Source organism: Desulfovibrio sp. 86, from assembly GCF_902702915.1.
Classification (GTDB): Bacteria; Desulfobacterota; Desulfovibrionia; order Desulfovibrionales; family Desulfovibrionaceae; genus Desulfovibrio.
In genome coordinates, this window is record NZ_LR738849.1 from 3,385,001 (window position 1) to 3,400,366 (window position 15,366).

Annotated in this window: 10 protein-coding genes and 2 rRNA genes (1 of these 12 running past the window's edge); 9 read left to right on the forward strand and 3 right to left on the reverse strand. The window is 54.8% G+C overall.

Features of this window, described 5'->3' with window-relative positions; genetic code table 11:
* Nucleotides 1–1,332: ribosomal RNA gene (locus DESU86_RS13985) — 23S ribosomal RNA — on the forward strand; it begins 1,601 nt to the left of the window's first position.
* 46 nt (nt 1,333–1,378) lie between these two features.
* A 5S ribosomal RNA gene (rrf, locus tag DESU86_RS13990) occupies nt 1,379–1,493 on the forward strand.
* 738 nt (nt 1,494–2,231) lie between these two features.
* Here the strand turns inward: rrf and DESU86_RS13995 are convergent.
* Genes DESU86_RS13995 through DESU86_RS14005 form a run of 3 tightly spaced genes read right to left on the reverse strand, consistent with a single transcriptional unit; the run spans nt 2,232 to nt 4,943 of the window.
* Nucleotides 2,232–3,137 carry a DMT family transporter gene (locus DESU86_RS13995; RefSeq protein WP_232088383.1) on the reverse strand — a complete coding sequence of 302 codons (906 nt, stop codon included), beginning with the start codon at nt 3,135–3,137 and terminating at the stop codon, nt 2,232–2,234.
* A gap of 10 nt (nt 3,138–3,147) precedes the next feature.
* A complete protein-coding gene (locus DESU86_RS14000) occupies nt 3,148–3,933 on the reverse strand; it encodes an alkaline phosphatase family protein (protein ID WP_179981581.1) in 786 nt (261 codons plus the stop codon).
* The gene (locus DESU86_RS14005) at nt 3,933–4,943 is read right to left on the reverse strand and encodes a hypothetical protein (protein ID WP_179981582.1); all 1,011 of its coding nucleotides are present in this window, start codon (nt 4,941–4,943) and stop codon (nt 3,933–3,935) included. Before DESU86_RS14005 ends, DESU86_RS14000 begins: the two co-directional genes overlap by 1 nt.
* Nucleotides 4,944–5,158: 215 nt before the next feature.
* On the opposite strand from DESU86_RS14005, the gene DESU86_RS14010 reads away from it, so the two are divergent.
* The 7 genes from DESU86_RS14010 (at nt 5,159) to DESU86_RS14040 (ending at nt 14,255) form a co-directional block, all read left to right on the forward strand.
* Nucleotides 5,159–6,256: a glycosyltransferase family 4 protein gene (locus DESU86_RS14010; RefSeq protein WP_179981583.1), complete on the forward strand. Its 1,098-nt coding sequence runs from the start codon at nt 5,159–5,161 to the stop codon at nt 6,254–6,256.
* 32 nt (nt 6,257–6,288) lie between these two features.
* Nucleotides 6,289–6,957: a hypothetical protein gene (locus DESU86_RS14015; RefSeq protein ID WP_179981584.1), complete on the forward strand. Its 669-nt coding sequence runs from the start codon at nt 6,289–6,291 to the stop codon at nt 6,955–6,957.
* A gap of 74 nt (nt 6,958–7,031) precedes the next feature.
* A complete protein-coding gene (locus DESU86_RS14020; RefSeq protein ID WP_179981585.1) occupies nt 7,032–8,213 on the forward strand; it encodes a glycosyltransferase in 1,182 nt (393 codons plus the stop codon).
* 257 nt (nt 8,214–8,470) lie between these two features.
* On the forward strand, nt 8,471–9,661 hold the full coding sequence (locus DESU86_RS14025; protein WP_179981586.1) for an ABC transporter permease: 1,191 nt from the start codon (nt 8,471–8,473) through the stop codon (nt 9,659–9,661).
* A 61-nt stretch (nt 9,662–9,722) separates the two neighbouring features.
* Nucleotides 9,723–11,693: a glycosyltransferase gene (locus DESU86_RS14030; protein ID WP_179981587.1), complete on the forward strand. Its 1,971-nt coding sequence runs from the start codon at nt 9,723–9,725 to the stop codon at nt 11,691–11,693.
* A gap of 39 nt (nt 11,694–11,732) precedes the next feature.
* Nucleotides 11,733–13,199 (forward strand): D-glycero-beta-D-manno-heptose-7-phosphate kinase, encoded by a 1,467-nt coding sequence (gene rfaE1 / locus DESU86_RS14035; RefSeq protein WP_179981588.1) that lies wholly within the window; start codon nt 11,733–11,735, stop codon nt 13,197–13,199.
* Between the two features lie 12 nt (nt 13,200–13,211).
* Entirely contained in the window at nt 13,212–14,255 is a 1,044-nt protein-coding gene (locus DESU86_RS14040; RefSeq protein WP_179981589.1) for a glucokinase, read from the forward strand.
* Nucleotides 14,256–15,366 lie beyond the last annotated feature (1,111 nt).

Genomic DNA, 15,366 nt, shown 5'->3' on the forward strand with positions numbered 1-15,366 from the left:
TAGAAAAGCTTCTAAGTATAGAACATGCAAACCGTACCGAAAACCAACTCAGGTGGGTGGGATGAATAATCCAAGGCGCTCGAGAGAACTCTGGCCAAGGAACTCGGCAAAATAACCCCGTACCTTCGGAAGAAGGGGTGCTCCTTCGGGTGAAATTGATTCACTTAATGAGCCTGAGGGAGCCGCAGTGAAATGGTGGTGGCGACTGTTTACTAAAAACATAGGTCTGTGCGAAGTCCTAAAGACGACGTATACGGACTGACGCCTGCCCGGTGCCGGAAGGTTAAAAGGAGAGGTCAGCGCAAGCGAAGCTTTGAATTGAAGCCCCGGTAAACGGCGGCCGTAACTATAACGGTCCTAAGGTAGCGAAATTCCTTGTCGGGTAAGTTCCGACCTGCACGAATGGCGTAACGATCTCCACACTGTCTCGGCCAGAGACTCGGTGAAATTGAAGTCGCGGTGAAAATGCCGTGTACCCGCAGAAAGACGGAAAGACCCTGTGCACCTTTACTATAGCTTGACATTGGGATTTGGAACTGCATGTGTAGGATAGGTGGGAGACTGTGAACCCTGTACGCTAGTATGGGGGGAGTCATTGTTGAAATACCACCCTTGTTTTTTCAGGTCCCTAACCCTCTACCGTTATCCGGTGAGGGAACAGTGTCTGGTGGGTAGTTTGACTGGGGCGGTCGCCTCCTAAAGTGTAACGGAGGCATGCAAAGGTTCCCTCAGGCTGATTGGAAACCAGCCGTCGAGTGCAAACGCATAAGGGAGCTTGACTGCAAGAGAGACATCTCGAGCAGGTACGAAAGTAGGTGTTAGTGATCCGGTGGTCCCGAATGGAAGGGCCATCGCTCATTGGATAAAAGGTACGCCGGGGATAACAGGCTGATCGCATCCAAGAGTTCACATCGACGATGCGGTTTGGCACCTCGATGTCGGCTCATCACATCCTGGGGCTGAAGCAGGTCCCAAGGGTACGGCTGTTCGCCGTTTAAAGTGGTACGCGAGCTGGGTTTAAAACGTCGTGAGACAGTTTGGTCCCTATCTTCTGTGGGCGCTGGAGAATTGAAAGGGCCTGTCCCTAGTACGAGAGGACCGGGATGGACGCACCCCTGGTGGACCTGTTGTCGTGCCAACGGCACAGCAGGGTAGCTATGTGCGGAAGGGATAACCGCTGAAAGCATCTAAGCGGGAAGCCTGCCTTAAGATAAGTTCTCCCTGGAGCAATCCCTGAAGGGCCGAGGTAGACTACCTCGTTGATAGGCTGGAGGTGGAAGCGTCGCGAGATGCGGAGCTGACCAGTACTAATAGCCCGTGCGGCTTGTTTATGAAAAAAACTCCTTCCTTCCCTGTCAATTAAATATTTGACAACTTTGTTGGTAGCCATGGAGGAGAGGGTACACCCAATCCCATTCCGAACTTGGAAGTTAAGCTCTCCATCGCCGATGATACTGCATAACGTCATGTGGGAAAGTAGGCCGCTGCCAACATCTTTTAAAAAGCCCTTCGCTGCTACAGCGCGAAGGGCTTTTTGCCGTTCTGTAGCTAGATCTTCCTTTCATTTAACGCAGCCTGATTCCTTGCCGTTTCCCATATCCTTCCTTTTGGCCGCCTGCGCGGCGGGCGGCAGAGGGGGCTTGTTAGGGGCTGTGTCCCTCCGAGGCCCCCTCTGCACTCCCCCCGGACGACCCCCTGAGGCTTTCCAAAGCTTTACGCCCGCGAGGGCTGCGCGGCCTCTGCTGCGGGAGCTTCCTCGCTGCGCTCGGCGATCTCCCTCCGCACCGCGCAACGCCAGCGTACGATTTGCAGCTAATCAAAGATCAATGCGAACGTAGGGTACATTGAATCCCATTTCGAACTTGGAAGTTAAGCTCTCCATCGTCGATGATACTGCATAACGTCATGTGGGAAACTAAAGAAAAATTGCCGTGCCTGCAGGGTAGCCTGCCGCTCAAAGACCAAGTGGTGAAGGGTCGCTGCAAAATAATTTTGCCTTGGTAAGCATTTGTATGTCTGTTGTTTGACAATACTCTGCTGCAGTTTTCTTTGTGATTATGTTGAAGGCGCTCATACTCAGAGCTTGTTGGAGAGGGAAGGCGGTCCTGGTCGTTCAAAAGGCGCTGCGTAAGAATACTTGACAGCGCCTTTCTCATGGCAACGGAGAAGGAGTGCAGCAATGCAGACTATGAAAGGGTCAAATTAGAGTTATGCGTACGCCCGTGATTGCACTATTCTTTACTCTTGTCAGTGGTCAATAAAAGTACGGCTCCAAGCACTAGCGCGCAACCTAACCAGCCAAGGGGGGTAAAATTCTCATCCCAAAACAACCAGACCCACAGAGTACCGAGTACTGGTTCCAAATGGCAGGTAACAGCGGCGCGGACGAGGCTGATGCGCTTTAGCCCCATGCCATAACAAAAATATGCCAAATAGCAGGTTAAAAAACCGAGAACTATGAGCCATGCCCAGATATCAAGACTGTGGGTAATGTGAATGGGTTCAAAAAATCCCAGGGCAATACAGCCACCAAGAAGCATGTAGGCGTAGATAGCAGCAGTTGAATAGCGCGTCTGCCACCAACGATAAAAAGGGTAGTGTGTTGCGTAGCAGAAGCCAGCTAGCAACCCAAAAAGTATCCCCATAATGGATGCCTCACCGGGAATGCTGCCCCCAGTGAAGCAAACTAGTGCCGTGCCGCATAGAGCTATGCCAATGGCCAGAATTTTACGTTTTGTGATCTGCTCTTTAAAAAGAAGCCGAGAAAAAAAGGCAACCCATACAGGGGCCGTGTATAACAGTACTACTGCAGTGCCCCCGCCACTGAATTTGATGGAGATCTGCACGGCGGCGAAAAAGACAGCCGTGCCCCATAGTCCAAAAAGCATAAAAAGTAGCGCATCACGAATATTGACGCGCCATGAGCCTGTTATTGCCGCGTGGATTATGAAGCATAGGCAGCCGATAGCCGCCCGCCAGAATGCTGTTTCAAGAGGCAACAAACCGCCCGCAATGCAAAATTTAGAGGCAACGCCCAGCAAAGACCAAAAAAATGCCGCAAACAAAATCCACACATAGCCACTGTCTTGTGGATTTACCTGCAACATGAGGTCTCCGACTGTGCCGTCTTTTTGCATTGTCCGCTCCTTATGTTGACTGTCTGTCCACTGCCAGCCCCAGCGCCCGCAGAATAAGATCGGCTATATCGGTCTGTTGAGAAGGCATGGTCTGGTTTTTCCAGGCTGTGCCCAACAGCCATAGCGGAACACGCCGGGTCGCTTCTGTATTGTCATTGTGTTTGTGGTCTTCATCCATGCCATGGTCACTGGTCACCAGCACAGAATAACCGAGACTTAGCCACAGCGGGAGCCATTTGGCCAACAGCCCGTCAGCGTGGCGTGCGGCATCGCGATATTCACGGCTGCGGGCACCGTAACAGTGCCCCGCATAGTCAATGCCCATAGAATGCACCAGTAAGAGATTCGGAACAAAACATTGACAAAGTGCGGCAGCATCATGAAAAAGTTCATCGTCAGGGTAGGCGTCGTTACTGTAAAACAGGCCATGTTCGATGGGCATGCCTGGGGCGTTGGTCAAACGATGTCGCGCTGGCTCAAAGGGGGAGGTGTTGCACAACTCGCTCATCCAGTAGTAGGCGGCAGCGGCGGTTACAAATCCCGCATTTTGCGCCCTGGAAAAGATGGTAGGTGCGGGGCAAGGCCGCAGGTCGCCATTATGAAAAATACCGCTTTGCGCAGGTGGCAATCCGCAGAGCAGCGTTGCGTAGGCAGGTCGGGAAAGTGGGGGAAGAAAGCACATGAGTTCGGCGTATTGAGCTTCGCCGACCTCCTCAAGAGCTTGCGGATAGGAAAGGCATTGCCTGGCTGTGGCAGCAGCGAGTCCGTCCAGCAGGACCATGATTACGCGGGGCATTACCAGTCACCATCTCCCGTGGGGCGTGTTCCAAAATGCAAAGAAGGCGCAAGAGCGCGAAACTCCGCCGCAGTAACTCCAATGACGTCATGATTTTCACGCAGCCAGCGCAGGTAGTCATAAATTTTTTGGTACAAGGCGTCGGCTGCGGCTTTGTCTGGTATGTTGGGAGAACCACCTGGCAGCATTTCGGAAGAGTGCCAGAAAAGACTGAGCACCCGTCCCCCGCGCCGTAACAACATCTTGGTCGCTGCACGCATGATGGATTGGCTGTGCCATACAGGATTGGGGCTTAACGCTCCCCAGAAATGAAAAGAATCCACCATCGGCCACCTGCGGGTCAAACTGTACCAGAGGCGGGCCAGAAACGGATGCAGCGGCAACTGTGTAACCGGAGACTCCAGAAGGCCGGGAGCGTCATCGACCCAATACGGGTCAGTCGGCGCAAGAAAATGGTCTGGCCCGCCAGGAAAAACCCGTAACGGACAGACGGAACTGTCGAAGGTAATGCCTTCCTCCACCAGCAAGGGGCGTACACTGGATTTCAGATCCCAGCGCCCCATGCGGAAGCTGGTCAGGGGCGCGCCTTGAAAATCAAGTCCGGCGTCCAGCAGGGTTCGCAGGCGTTGCCGCAGCAGTTCGCGCGGCAAGACATCCGTGCGGATGGGGGGGCCTTCCCCGCAATGGGGAGAACCCTCGCACGAGAGGAACGGCGGCGTACTCCAATGATGGAGGTGAGCGGCAATTTCAGCCTGACATTTGTCACGCATCCAGGCCAGGTGGGGGCGGGCTTCATTGCTGCTGAAAACGGTATGGGCGCAAAAAAGCGTCAAAGGGAAGTCCAGATCGCGGGTAAGGGGGGCAAGTCGTGGGAGCAGGCCCACATTGCGTACGCCGCATCCCGAAGACGCATACCGCCCTGAAAAAAGCCCTTCTTCTTCCACATCAAGGCTGACAATGACGTAAAGAGGTTGGCTGGTGCTCTGCTGTGCGGCTGATGGCTTGGTCATTGCGCCATTGTAAACTCAACGTCCTGGTATGGCAATGTAATAGAGTCCCAACAAAGGATGAAAACTGTCGCATGCCTGGTAGGGCGTCGCTTGCAAATAGCTCTGGAATACATAAAAATGGGCGCAATCGTTCACCTGGGGCGGGTTGTCCTGTTCGGGTTGAATGCTTAGCGCCGAAAGGTTCAGCCAAGGCTTTTCGCGCCATAAGGAGAATCATGCCCACACCTCTGCGCGTTCTTTTTTTGATGGAAGACCTTTGCTTCGGCGGAACACAGCGTCAAACGCTGGAATTGGCCCGCCGCCTCGATAGAAAAAGATTCACTCCGGTCATGCTTACCCTTACAGGGCCGACTGATCTCGACGCTTCCGCCCATGAAGCAGGAATTGAGTTGCATCATATAGGCATGGGGCGGCGGGTGCCTGTGTTCTTTTTTATGCAATTGGCCGTCATCCTGAGGAGGCTGGCCCCGGATATCATTGTGCCCTGCACAGCCTTGCCCAATATTTGGGGCCGTATATGGGGGCGCGCACTGCGCCTTTTTGACGGAACCAGGCGTCCAATGATAGTTGGCACCTGCCGTGGCGGAGGCGCCCCGGCACGCCAGCATGAAAAGTACTTTTGGCGTTTGGCTGACCATATGGTATGCAATTCTGAGGCCCTGCTTAAAATATTACAGGACTTTGGCGTTCCTTCTGGCCGGATCAGCTATATACCGAACGGTGTGGATACGGAGTTCTTTGTTCCAGCAAAACCTGCACCTTCACAACGGGAGCCGCTCATACTTTGCGTCGCCCGCCTGGCAGGCGACAAGGATCATCTGACGCTGCTGCGCGCCTTTGAACTTGTGTTGCAGCGTTGTCCTTCTGCCCGTTTGCGCCTGGTAGGCGATGGGCCGGAAGAAGCCGTGCTCAAGCGTTGGGCCGCAGAAAATCCTGCGGGCTGCAGTGTTGATTTTGTTCCCGGTGGGCTGGACATGCGGCCCCATTACGCTGCCGCCCGCATTTTTGCCTTGTCTTCGGCGCGGGAAGGGCAGCCGAATGTTATTCTTGAAGCCATGTCCAGTGGATTGCCTGTATGCGCCACTTCTGTGGGGGGAATCCCGCGTCTGGTTGAGCATGAAAATAGCGGGTTGCTTTCGCCAGCGGGAGATGCCGCCACGTTGGCGCGCCATTGCTGCCGCCTGCTTGAGGACAGCGCCTTGTGTGATTCTATGGGGGCTGTGGGCAGGCACAGGGTTGAGAGGGCTTTTTCCTTTGCGTCAATGGTAACGGAACATGAAAAAATATTCAGCCATATTGGTATGTTGATGTGATTTTGTGCAGAAGAGAGTCATGTATGAAATGTATGAACAAAGCTCAAGTAACACTTGAAGCATTGATCGGGCCAGATCCCATCCCCGATTCCGAGATGGCAGGTCTTGCCCAAAGAATAAAACATAGTTTAACTCGTTGCGTGTCTGATGCTTGTGGCGAGACCTTTTTACGGCACAGGGGGCGTTTGCGGATTGGCTGCCTGCTGTTGGCCGGCCTGATGGTTCTTTGCCAGGGAGGCTTTTATGAGCCCCGGGCTCAGGAGAACGCATCCACAACTACAGACGTGGCGCCGGATGTTGGCGGTGAAAGCAAACCTCACACTGACGCGGCCAAGGAAGAGGCCGTGGCTTCGGAGCCCTCGGGGGGGCCTGTTGAGGTGAGAGAGCTTTGGACGGGCTCCCTCTATTCTTCAACCTACAGGGTTGGCCTATGCTTTTCGGCCGACGGAAATGTGCGTGGCGTCGTATACTTACGCCTGTACAACGGCAAAGTAGACGTGTACCACATCGTCGGCAGCGTCAAGAATAATGAAGTCCGGGCGCGGCATTCTTCAGGTCATGCCTTTAAAGGGCGTCTCGTTTCCAATGATAAGGTCGAGGGCACGATTACGTTGAAAAACGGTATGAAGGTGCAGCTTGAAGGCAAGCGCACTCTTGACGTTCCCCTTGCACCTGAAAATTGTGCGCCCTTGCCGGAATAATGCGAATACTGTGGCGAAGACAAAAATCTTGATCCGTAAGGCTCCGGGTTCTGTGTTATTGTGAAGGAGTAGCTATGTTTTGGCTTTGGTTAGCGCTGGCAAGCTTCAAATGTTTGTTGCTTTATATTCTGGCAAAGACGGGTGAATCCCTGCCGCGCCGTGTACGCCTTGACGAGGCGGCCAACCGCGCCCTGCCGGAAGACCGGTGGCCTGTAGTGGGGATGATTGTGCCTATGGCCGGAACGGACAGGCGTATGTCTGCGGCAGTGCGAAGCTTGCTTATCCAGAACTATCCCCAATATATTCCCGTCCTCGTTACGGCGAAGAATGAAGAACCCGCAGCGGATCTCGTCCGCAGCATACAGAATGACTATCCCCATGTACGGCATGTGGTCGCTGGAGCAGCGCAACATTGCGGGCAAAAAAATCATAACAGCCTTCGCGGTGTGGCCGCTGTAAAGGACGATGTGGAAGTTTTTGTCTTTTGCGACAGCACGCACATGGCCAGGCCAAATTTTTTACGTCATCTTGTGGGCCCCATTGCCACAGGGGAAGCGGAGTTTTCCACTGGCTATCATGTCGTGGACCCGAGAGATCAGCGTCCGGTAACGCTTGCCTACGCCTTGTGCGTTTTGCTTATGCGGCTTTTGCAGGCCGTATCGTCCTTAACCCAGCTCTGGGGCGGGGCCATGGCAATGACGCGCGAAGCCTTCAGCAGGTTCGCTGTTGAAGAACTGTGGGCAAGCAACGTTGTTGACGACTGCTCGCTTTCCGCTCGTCTGCAAAGTTTGCGGGTGCCGGTGCGCTTATGCCCCGGTGCGCTTCTGCATACGGAGGCCGCGAAACATGAACGTCAGGTCTGGCGTGCCTGGCTGGAACGACAGGTTCTTTTTCTCAAATTTTGCATGCCGTTGCAGTGGGGCTTGCTGGGCTTCATGTGCGCGGCAATGGTTCTGCCCCCTTTGCTGGCAGTCTTCATGCTGTTGGGGTGGCTTTTTGCCAAGGTCAGCGGGCTGACCATTGTATTGGTGCTGTTGTGGGTGGTGCTGCTGGCCAAGGTTCTGCATTTGTGGCGAAACCTCTTGAAGCGAACCATTTCACTCGCGCGTTGGTGTCTGAGCTTTTTGGACGCCGTGGCGATGTTTGCACTGGTCTATGTGCGCAGTCTGCCCGCCAGAAGCATTGTCTGGCACGGTCAGCGTTATGTGGTTGGGCCGTGCGGCAAGGTACTGCGGATAGAGCGGCGTTTTGAATGAAGTGGCAAAATTTTTTCGACAAGACGATCTGAGTGTTTGTCGGCAGTCGGGCCAGCAGCCTTGGTGGGCGGATAGCCTTTGACATATGGCTGTTCTGGCATATATAATACTTTGCTCATTTTGAGCAAAAGTGAAAATTCTCCTGGCCTGCTGTTGGGGGGAAAGATTGATACGGTACGTATGCGGCGACTGATTACGCTTTGTTGACACCACGCGCGTTACAGTTTGTTCAATGATATTTTTACAGTGGTTTTGTCATGATTGCCATGTCCGACCTTTTTCGCGTCAGCCTGCGTCAGGTTGTGCGCCAGCGCGGCTTCGGGGTGATATTGTCTATCGCCCTGGGCATCACGGCCTTTATTGTTCTATCAGTGCTTGGGCGAGAAATTCGCTACAAAGTCGGCCAGGATATGGTTTTGATGGGGGGGGTAAACGTTGTCCGCGTATATATGGATGACGCCCAGTACCCTGGTCAGCCCATGCGGGGCTTTTACCCCGACTCCATTGAAGCCCTGCGCCGTCTGCCCGGTGTGGGCATGGTCAGCCAGAACATCCGGGAGGGCAAAGGGTTTGCCCTGCGCGGAGAGGGTGAACGTACGGTCAATGTGTACTTTATTGGCATTGACCAGTATTTTTCTGATGTCTTTTCCGTGTCGCTGGTTGCCGGGCGCTTTATGGACACTGAAGATGTCACTGCCCATAAACGCGTATGCATGCTTGGCCGTGAAGCCGCCCAGGACCTTTATGGCGATCCTGCGCAGGCTGTGGGGAAACTGCTGTTTCTCCAACAGGATGTTTTTGAAGTGGTGGGAGTGGTCAGTGGCGTGATGCTTGGCAGTTGGTCGCAAGGGGGCTTTTTGCCCTATACGACCATGATTGACCGAAACTGGGGGGGCGACAAGGTGACGCGACTGTTTGTCCGCGCCATCGGCTGGCAGGATGTCCCCCCCCTGGTAAAAGAAATCCCCACTGTTGTCAGGGATCATCAGGCTGCTCCCTACCTTGTCGTGCACACCCAGGAAGATCAACTGGTCCGCATTCAGGACACATTCCTGTGGGTTGAGGTGCTTCTCTGGCTTGGTATCGCCGCGTCTCTGATGCTCGGCGGCTTCGGTATCTGGTATGGCACCTTTGCCGCCGTGCGTGCGCGTACTCGTGAAGTGGGCCTCAAGAAGGCCATGGGCGGATCGGACACCGATATTCTGGCCCAGTTTTTGGCTGAAGCCCTGTGTAAATCCGTGGCTGGCGGCGTGTTGGGCATTGCCGTGGGCATCACGCTGGTTGAAGTGGGGGCCTTGTCCTTGGGAACAGGCATTTCCTACCCGCTGCTGCTGGCCAGCAGCTTGGGCAGTATTGTTTTTTCCGCCGTTATCGGTGTGGCTGGCGGCCTATACCCGGCTGTTCAGGCAAGCCGGATGGATGTTGTTACGGCTCTGCGTTTTGAGTAAAAAATTCTGGCGGCCTGTTCACCGAGATGGCGGAACCGGCTGCTTATGGATAGGGTGATTCATGGCTCCTGTGATCGTCGCCAAAGATCTGTACAAATGCTACGCTGGTTTTGCGCCAGTTTTGCGTGGCGTGAATATTGAGGTGGAGCCGGGTGAAATGGTCGCCATCATGGGACCATCCGGTTGCGGCAAGTCCACCATGTTGCACGTGCTTGGCATGCTGCACGCGCCGGATTCCGGCTCGCTGGAAATCCTCGGCAAGGACGTGCTGCACCTCGACAGAGAACAGACCGCAGCCTTCAGGCGCGGCACCATGGGCTTTGTCATGCAGTCCAGCAACCTTTTCGACCATTCCACTGTTTTTGAAAACGTGGAATTTCCGCTCATCTACGAAAAGCTGCCCCCTCAGGAACGTTGGGAAAGGGTTATCCGGGCACTGGAACTGGTGCGCCTCTCGACCCGGGTGCACTACCGCAGCAACAGGCTTTCGGGCGGCGAGCAACAGCGAGTGGCCATCGCTCGCGCCATGGTCAACAACCCCCGTATTCTTCTTGCCGACGAACCCACCGGTGCCCTGGATGCCAAAACCAGCCGCCTTATTATGGATAACTTCCGTACGCTTTGTCATACGGGCGGCGTGGCCATGGTTGTTGTGACGCATGATCCCAAGATGGCTGAGTTTTGCGACAGCGTGTATACCCTTGAAGACGGTATTTTGCATTGCCGCAAGCGTGAGATTCCACAAATTGCCGTTCAGCAAGCGTATAACCTTCTTGCCGGACCCAAGCCCGTTGTGCGCGGCGCTCTTGTTGCGGAGCGGTTTCCTGAAGCGTCCGGCCAGGGCCTCATGTATGAAGCGCATCACATGTATGACACTGGCCTGCTTAGCCGCATTTACGCCATTCATGACAACGGCCTGTTGGGCAGCCCAGAAGGTTACGCTTTGCCCCTTGCTGTACGCCGCATCGGCGCATGGCGCATACTCGGCGCATACATGACCATGTTCCGCCATATGCGCGGCTCTTCAGCAAGCATGTGGAGCCTTTGGCGCACTTTGCCTGGTCGTGGTCGCTGGGGGCATGGGCTGTGGGACCATCTGCGCTCTTTTGGTTCCGGCGCATTGCTGGCCCGATGGGGTCTGGAAGAAAATATTGAAATATTTTATGCCGCTGGCGCGCATGGACCAGCCACGGCGGCCTGGGTTGCTTCACGTCTGTTGGACGTGCCCTATGCCTTTGCCGTAACGTCGCATGATCTGGCAAGCCCTGGCCAGAATTGGGCAGCCAAGGTCAAGGATGCGGTTTTTGTGCGCTGTGATACCGAAGCAACACGTAAGGCCATGTGCGAACTGTTGCCAGAAACGCCTGGGAACAAGCTTGTGGTTTTGCGTGATCCTCTGACGCTGACGCCCGCACTTTCCGAAGAAGATGCGGGGCAGGGGGCTCCTGGCGGCAAGGTAGAGAGCGCTCTGAATATTCTGGCTGTGGGATCCATTTGTCGCCGGAAAGGATATGATATTCTCCTGCAAGCCTGTGCTGCCCTGAAAAACAGAGGAAGAGATTTCAACCTCAAAATAGTCGGACGCGGGCCTGCGCGCTTGCGTTTGCGCTGGTTGGCCCTACGTCTGGGCTTGCGCGGCCATGTGCAGTTTATGGGCCAGGTGCCCCATGAAAATATGCCCGAACTCTACAATAAGGCGGATATTTTCGTGGCCCCCGGACGCCGGACACGGCAAGGCGATATGGACGGTCTGCCGTCGGCGCTGGTAGAGGCCCTGGCTTTCGGGGTGGCCGTTGTTGTGAGCGACCTTCCTGGTCAGACCGAAGCCGTGACTGATGGGCGCAATGGACGTGTGGTGCCGCAAAATGACGTGGCCAGTCTGGCCGCCGTTCTTGAAGAACTGGCTGGGGCCCCTCATGAACGTCATCGTTTGGGCGAAGCCGCACGACGCGCTCTGCCCGATTTCCTTGACGAAAAGGGTGTTGAAGCCCGAATGAGCGCTTTTTTCAAAGAAGCATGTCATAAACCGTGAGGCTGCATTGACGCGTCCACGTCTTGAAACGGAATTGCCATGAATTTTGACAAGGTACGTGTACTGGTTGTGGGCGATGTCATGCTGGACCGCTATATAACCGGCAAGGTGGGACGCATTTCTCCCGAAGCCCCTGTGCCGGTGCTTGGTGTGAACAAACGCTGGTTTGCGCCAGGCGGAGCGGCCAACGTTGCCCGAAACCTGGTCCATCTTGGCGCGCAGGCCGCCTTGGTCGGGCTTACCGGGGCCGATGCCAATGCTGCGGATCTTTGCCAATGTCTTGAGCAGACAGGCATTGCCCACCGCCTTGTGCCATCATTGACACGCGCCACTACCTGCAAAACCAGGATGATCGCACAGGGCCAGCAATTACTGCGTCTGGATGAAGAACAATGCCGCTGCCCCTCGGCGCAAGAACTTGAAGCCTTGTGGCAGGCTGTGCAGGATTTGCTGCCCGCATGCCAGGCTGTCGTTATTTCCGACTATGGCAAGGGGGTATTGCTGGACACCGAACAGGGTCGCAATTTATGCCGCCTTGTCATAGACGAGGCGCGCCGCCTTGGCATCAAGGTGCTGGTTGACCCCAAGGGCGTAAGGTGGGAGCGCTACGCGGGCGCGCACTGCGTCACGCCGAACAGGGCTGAGTTTGATATCATTTGCGGCAGGGACGCCAATATGCCCCTTGACCGTGAAACGCGCGAAAAGCTTGCGTCTCGTGTACGCGACGACTACGCCATTGAAAGGCTGATCATAACCCGAGGTCCCAAGGGAATGGCCTTGTTCACTCCCGATATGCCGCCGCGCTACATTCCGTCTGTGGTGCGGGAAGTGGCGGATGTTTCGGGAGCGGGTGACACCGTCATCGCTACCCTGGCGGCCTGCATCGGCAGCGGTCTGACCTGGGAAGAAAGCATGGATGTGGCCAATGCCGCTGCCGGCGTGGCCGTGGGCAAAATGGGCACAGCCCCTGTGAGCCTCAGCGAATTACGCCAGGCTCTGCGACAGGGGACAGACAACCCCAAGCTTTACGCCTTGCCGGATCTGCTTGAAAAAGCGGAAGACTGGCGTCGCAAGAACCAAAGCATCGTCTTCACGAATGGCTGCTTTGACTTACTGCATCCTGGTCATATTTCTCTTCTTCGCCAAAGCGCTTCTCAGGGTACACGGCTTGTGGTGGGCCTGAATTCTGACGCCTCTGTGCGCCGCCTCAAAGGGCCCAGCCGTCCGGTACAAAACGAACAAAGCCGGGCCATGCTGCTGGCTGCCTTAAGCGGCGTAGACGCTGTGGTGCTTTTTGATGAAGATACTCCCCTGAACCTCATTACGGCGCTTCGCCCTGACGTGCTTGTCAAAGGCAGCGATTACACTGTGGATACCGTTGTGGGGGCGGATGTCGTTCTCGCCTCCGGTGGACGGGTATACCTGGCTGATCTGGTGCAGGGATGCAGCACTACCAGCATTGTGCGCAAAATCGACGCATCAGGCGCAAGCGCCCCTTCACGGTAAGAGAAATCAGTCATGCAGAGGATACTCGTAGCTGATGTTGGTGGCACAAACTGTCGGTTCGCCAGTTTCTGCCTTGAGAATGACAGGCTGTCCCTGGAAGTGGCAACACGCATTGATTCCAAAATATTGACCAGTAGAGAGTCGCTGTTTGCCGCATTGTCAGACACGCTGTCTCAGCCTGTTGAAAGCGCCGATGCCATTGTGGTGGGATTGGCCGGGCCTGTGGACCGGCTGCGGGGACGCCTTACCAATGGCAGTCTGTACATAAATATTGAAGACATGCCAGCGTGCCAAGCCGTTCGGTGCCTGCTCCTCAATGACTTTACCCTCCAGGCTTACGCCACGCTGACCCCACCGGGAATTTCGGCCTTACATGTGGCGGGCCCTGCCAAAGGGCGGAGCGCCGCTGTGGGAGCCTCGTCGAAATCCACTGGGGGCAGTGGCGCAGACGAACAGAGTCACAGGGAGGCACGTTCGGTTGTCGGCGCGGGAACAGGACTTGGCGCTGCCAGCCTCCTGCCTGTCGGAACTGATGAGTGGCTGCCTGTGCCCAGCGAGGCCGGGCATGCCGCCTTTGCTTTTTTGGAGGACGAAGAACAGGAATTCAGGCGCTTTTTGTGCAGAGAGCTGGGGCGGCCTTTTGTCAGCGCCGAAAATGTTCTTTGTGGCGATGGTCTCTCCATCCTGCACTATTATCTTACTGGACAGTTTTTTCAGCCACGACAAGTCGGCGAGCGCGCACTTTCGTGTGATACGCCAACCCTTCAGTGGTATGCCCGCTTTTTGGGCCGTTTTTGCAGGGGCTGGATGCTCTCTACTCTTTGCAGGGGTGGTTTGTGGATAGCGGGTGGAGTAGCCGCCGCCAATCCGCTTTGTGTCACCAGCCCAACATTTCTTGAAAGTCTGTATGCTTCTTCTGAGGCTACGCGGTCTCTTTTACAGCACATTCCTCTGTATCTTGTCACAGATACAGACAGTGGGCTTTGGGGGGCGGCCTTTGCCGGACAGACCCTGTTGCGGAAATATGGGCATACACATACAAGTGTACCGCTGTAGCAGGATGTGTTTTACAGCATATGGCACAGTTATGCGCATATGGACAAAAATAAAATTTCAAATAATACACGTTATTGCCTTGAAAATTGCGAATACTGCAGTTTGTCTGGCCCTCCATGCTTGACCTCATGATGGAAGTTTTATAACTTACCATACTCCTTTGATTCACAAACAGCAGTGGAAGTGCAGGACGAAGCAGCAATGCCGAATTTTGTGGCTCGTATTCTACGCCGCATCACGGTAAAGCTACGTCCGGACTGAGTATTGTTGCGTTGGTTATCTCTTGGCCCGGAGTAGTTTTGGGTGAATGCCCAAAATGAACCATGGCCAGGCGATCGATATGGCGCGTGAGACGACAGGCCGGCAGTATTCTTTTCGGAGCCTACTGGGTGTCTTGTCGCTGGAAAACGACCGGGGGCAACCGGGCGTATTTTGCCAGAATACCAGGCGGGAGAAGCGTAGATCCGTACCGATCTATGCCGCTTGCAAGATATCTGCGGACTTTTGGAACTGGGGCCTTTGGTTCCATGTCTCAACGGAGAATGAAGGAGAATGTGAAGGCTTCCAGCCGAAGCAATGCTGACCCTGGCTATGATACGGTTTGGGCACGGTTGCCTGCGGGTGCGTATCAAGACGCCAGGGTGGCTACAGTTCATTGGTTACGCTTCGGGTTGAGGCTGTGGATGAAGGTGGGGGAAACGGGGCGCTGTGCGACAACATTGCGCTTTGTTAAGGGTTCTGTGTCCAAATTCAAACAATATCACTGCAGGTTACACTAGGGTAAAAACATCATACCGTCATGTCGGCGTATGTGTTGCGCTATTTGATTAAGGCTTCGTATTTGCGGCCTTTTTAATAATGGCAGTCACATGATGGGAGCTTTGCTCAAGGGCGCGGCTCCAGAAGACATACGGTCGCATGTGTAGGGCTCAGGCTTTTTCGCTCAAGACAACCGCGTAGCAGCGTGACCGTGAACCTCGTTCCTTGATCTCGGTTCAATTCAAGCCATAGATCCGGCCATTCTGCTTATTGGACCCAGACAGCAAAAAAAACGCTTTCTGGGTGAAATGGGCTTGACAGCATCCTGCGGTAACAGTAATTTTTACTATCA

What these genes read in the sequence shown, in the direction of transcription:
- DESU86_RS14015 (WP_179981584.1), top strand. Translation starts at nt 6,289, where the DNA reads ATGAACAAAGCTCAAGTAACACTTGAAGCATTGATCGGGCCAGATCCC.
- DESU86_RS14030 (WP_179981587.1), top strand. Translation starts at nt 9,723, where the DNA reads ATGGCTCCTGTGATCGTCGCCAAAGATCTGTACAAATGCTACGCTGGT.
- DESU86_RS14040 (WP_179981589.1), top strand. Translation starts at nt 13,212, where the DNA reads ATGCAGAGGATACTCGTAGCTGATGTTGGTGGCACAAACTGTCGGTTC.
- DESU86_RS14025 (WP_179981586.1), top strand. Translation starts at nt 8,471, where the DNA reads ATGATTGCCATGTCCGACCTTTTTCGCGTCAGCCTGCGTCAGGTTGTG.
- DESU86_RS13995 (WP_232088383.1), bottom strand. Translation starts at nt 3,137, where the DNA reads ATGCAAAAAGACGGCACAGTCGGAGACCTCATGTTGCAGGTAAATCCA.
- DESU86_RS14020 (WP_179981585.1), top strand. Translation starts at nt 7,032, where the DNA reads ATGTTTTGGCTTTGGTTAGCGCTGGCAAGCTTCAAATGTTTGTTGCTT.
- DESU86_RS14010 (WP_179981583.1), top strand. Translation starts at nt 5,159, where the DNA reads ATGCCCACACCTCTGCGCGTTCTTTTTTTGATGGAAGACCTTTGCTTC.
- DESU86_RS14000 (WP_179981581.1), bottom strand. Translation starts at nt 3,933, where the DNA reads ATGCCCCGCGTAATCATGGTCCTGCTGGACGGACTCGCTGCTGCCACA.
- DESU86_RS14005 (WP_179981582.1), bottom strand. Translation starts at nt 4,943, where the DNA reads ATGACCAAGCCATCAGCCGCACAGCAGAGCACCAGCCAACCTCTTTAC.
- rfaE1 (WP_179981588.1), top strand. Translation starts at nt 11,733, where the DNA reads ATGAATTTTGACAAGGTACGTGTACTGGTTGTGGGCGATGTCATGCTG.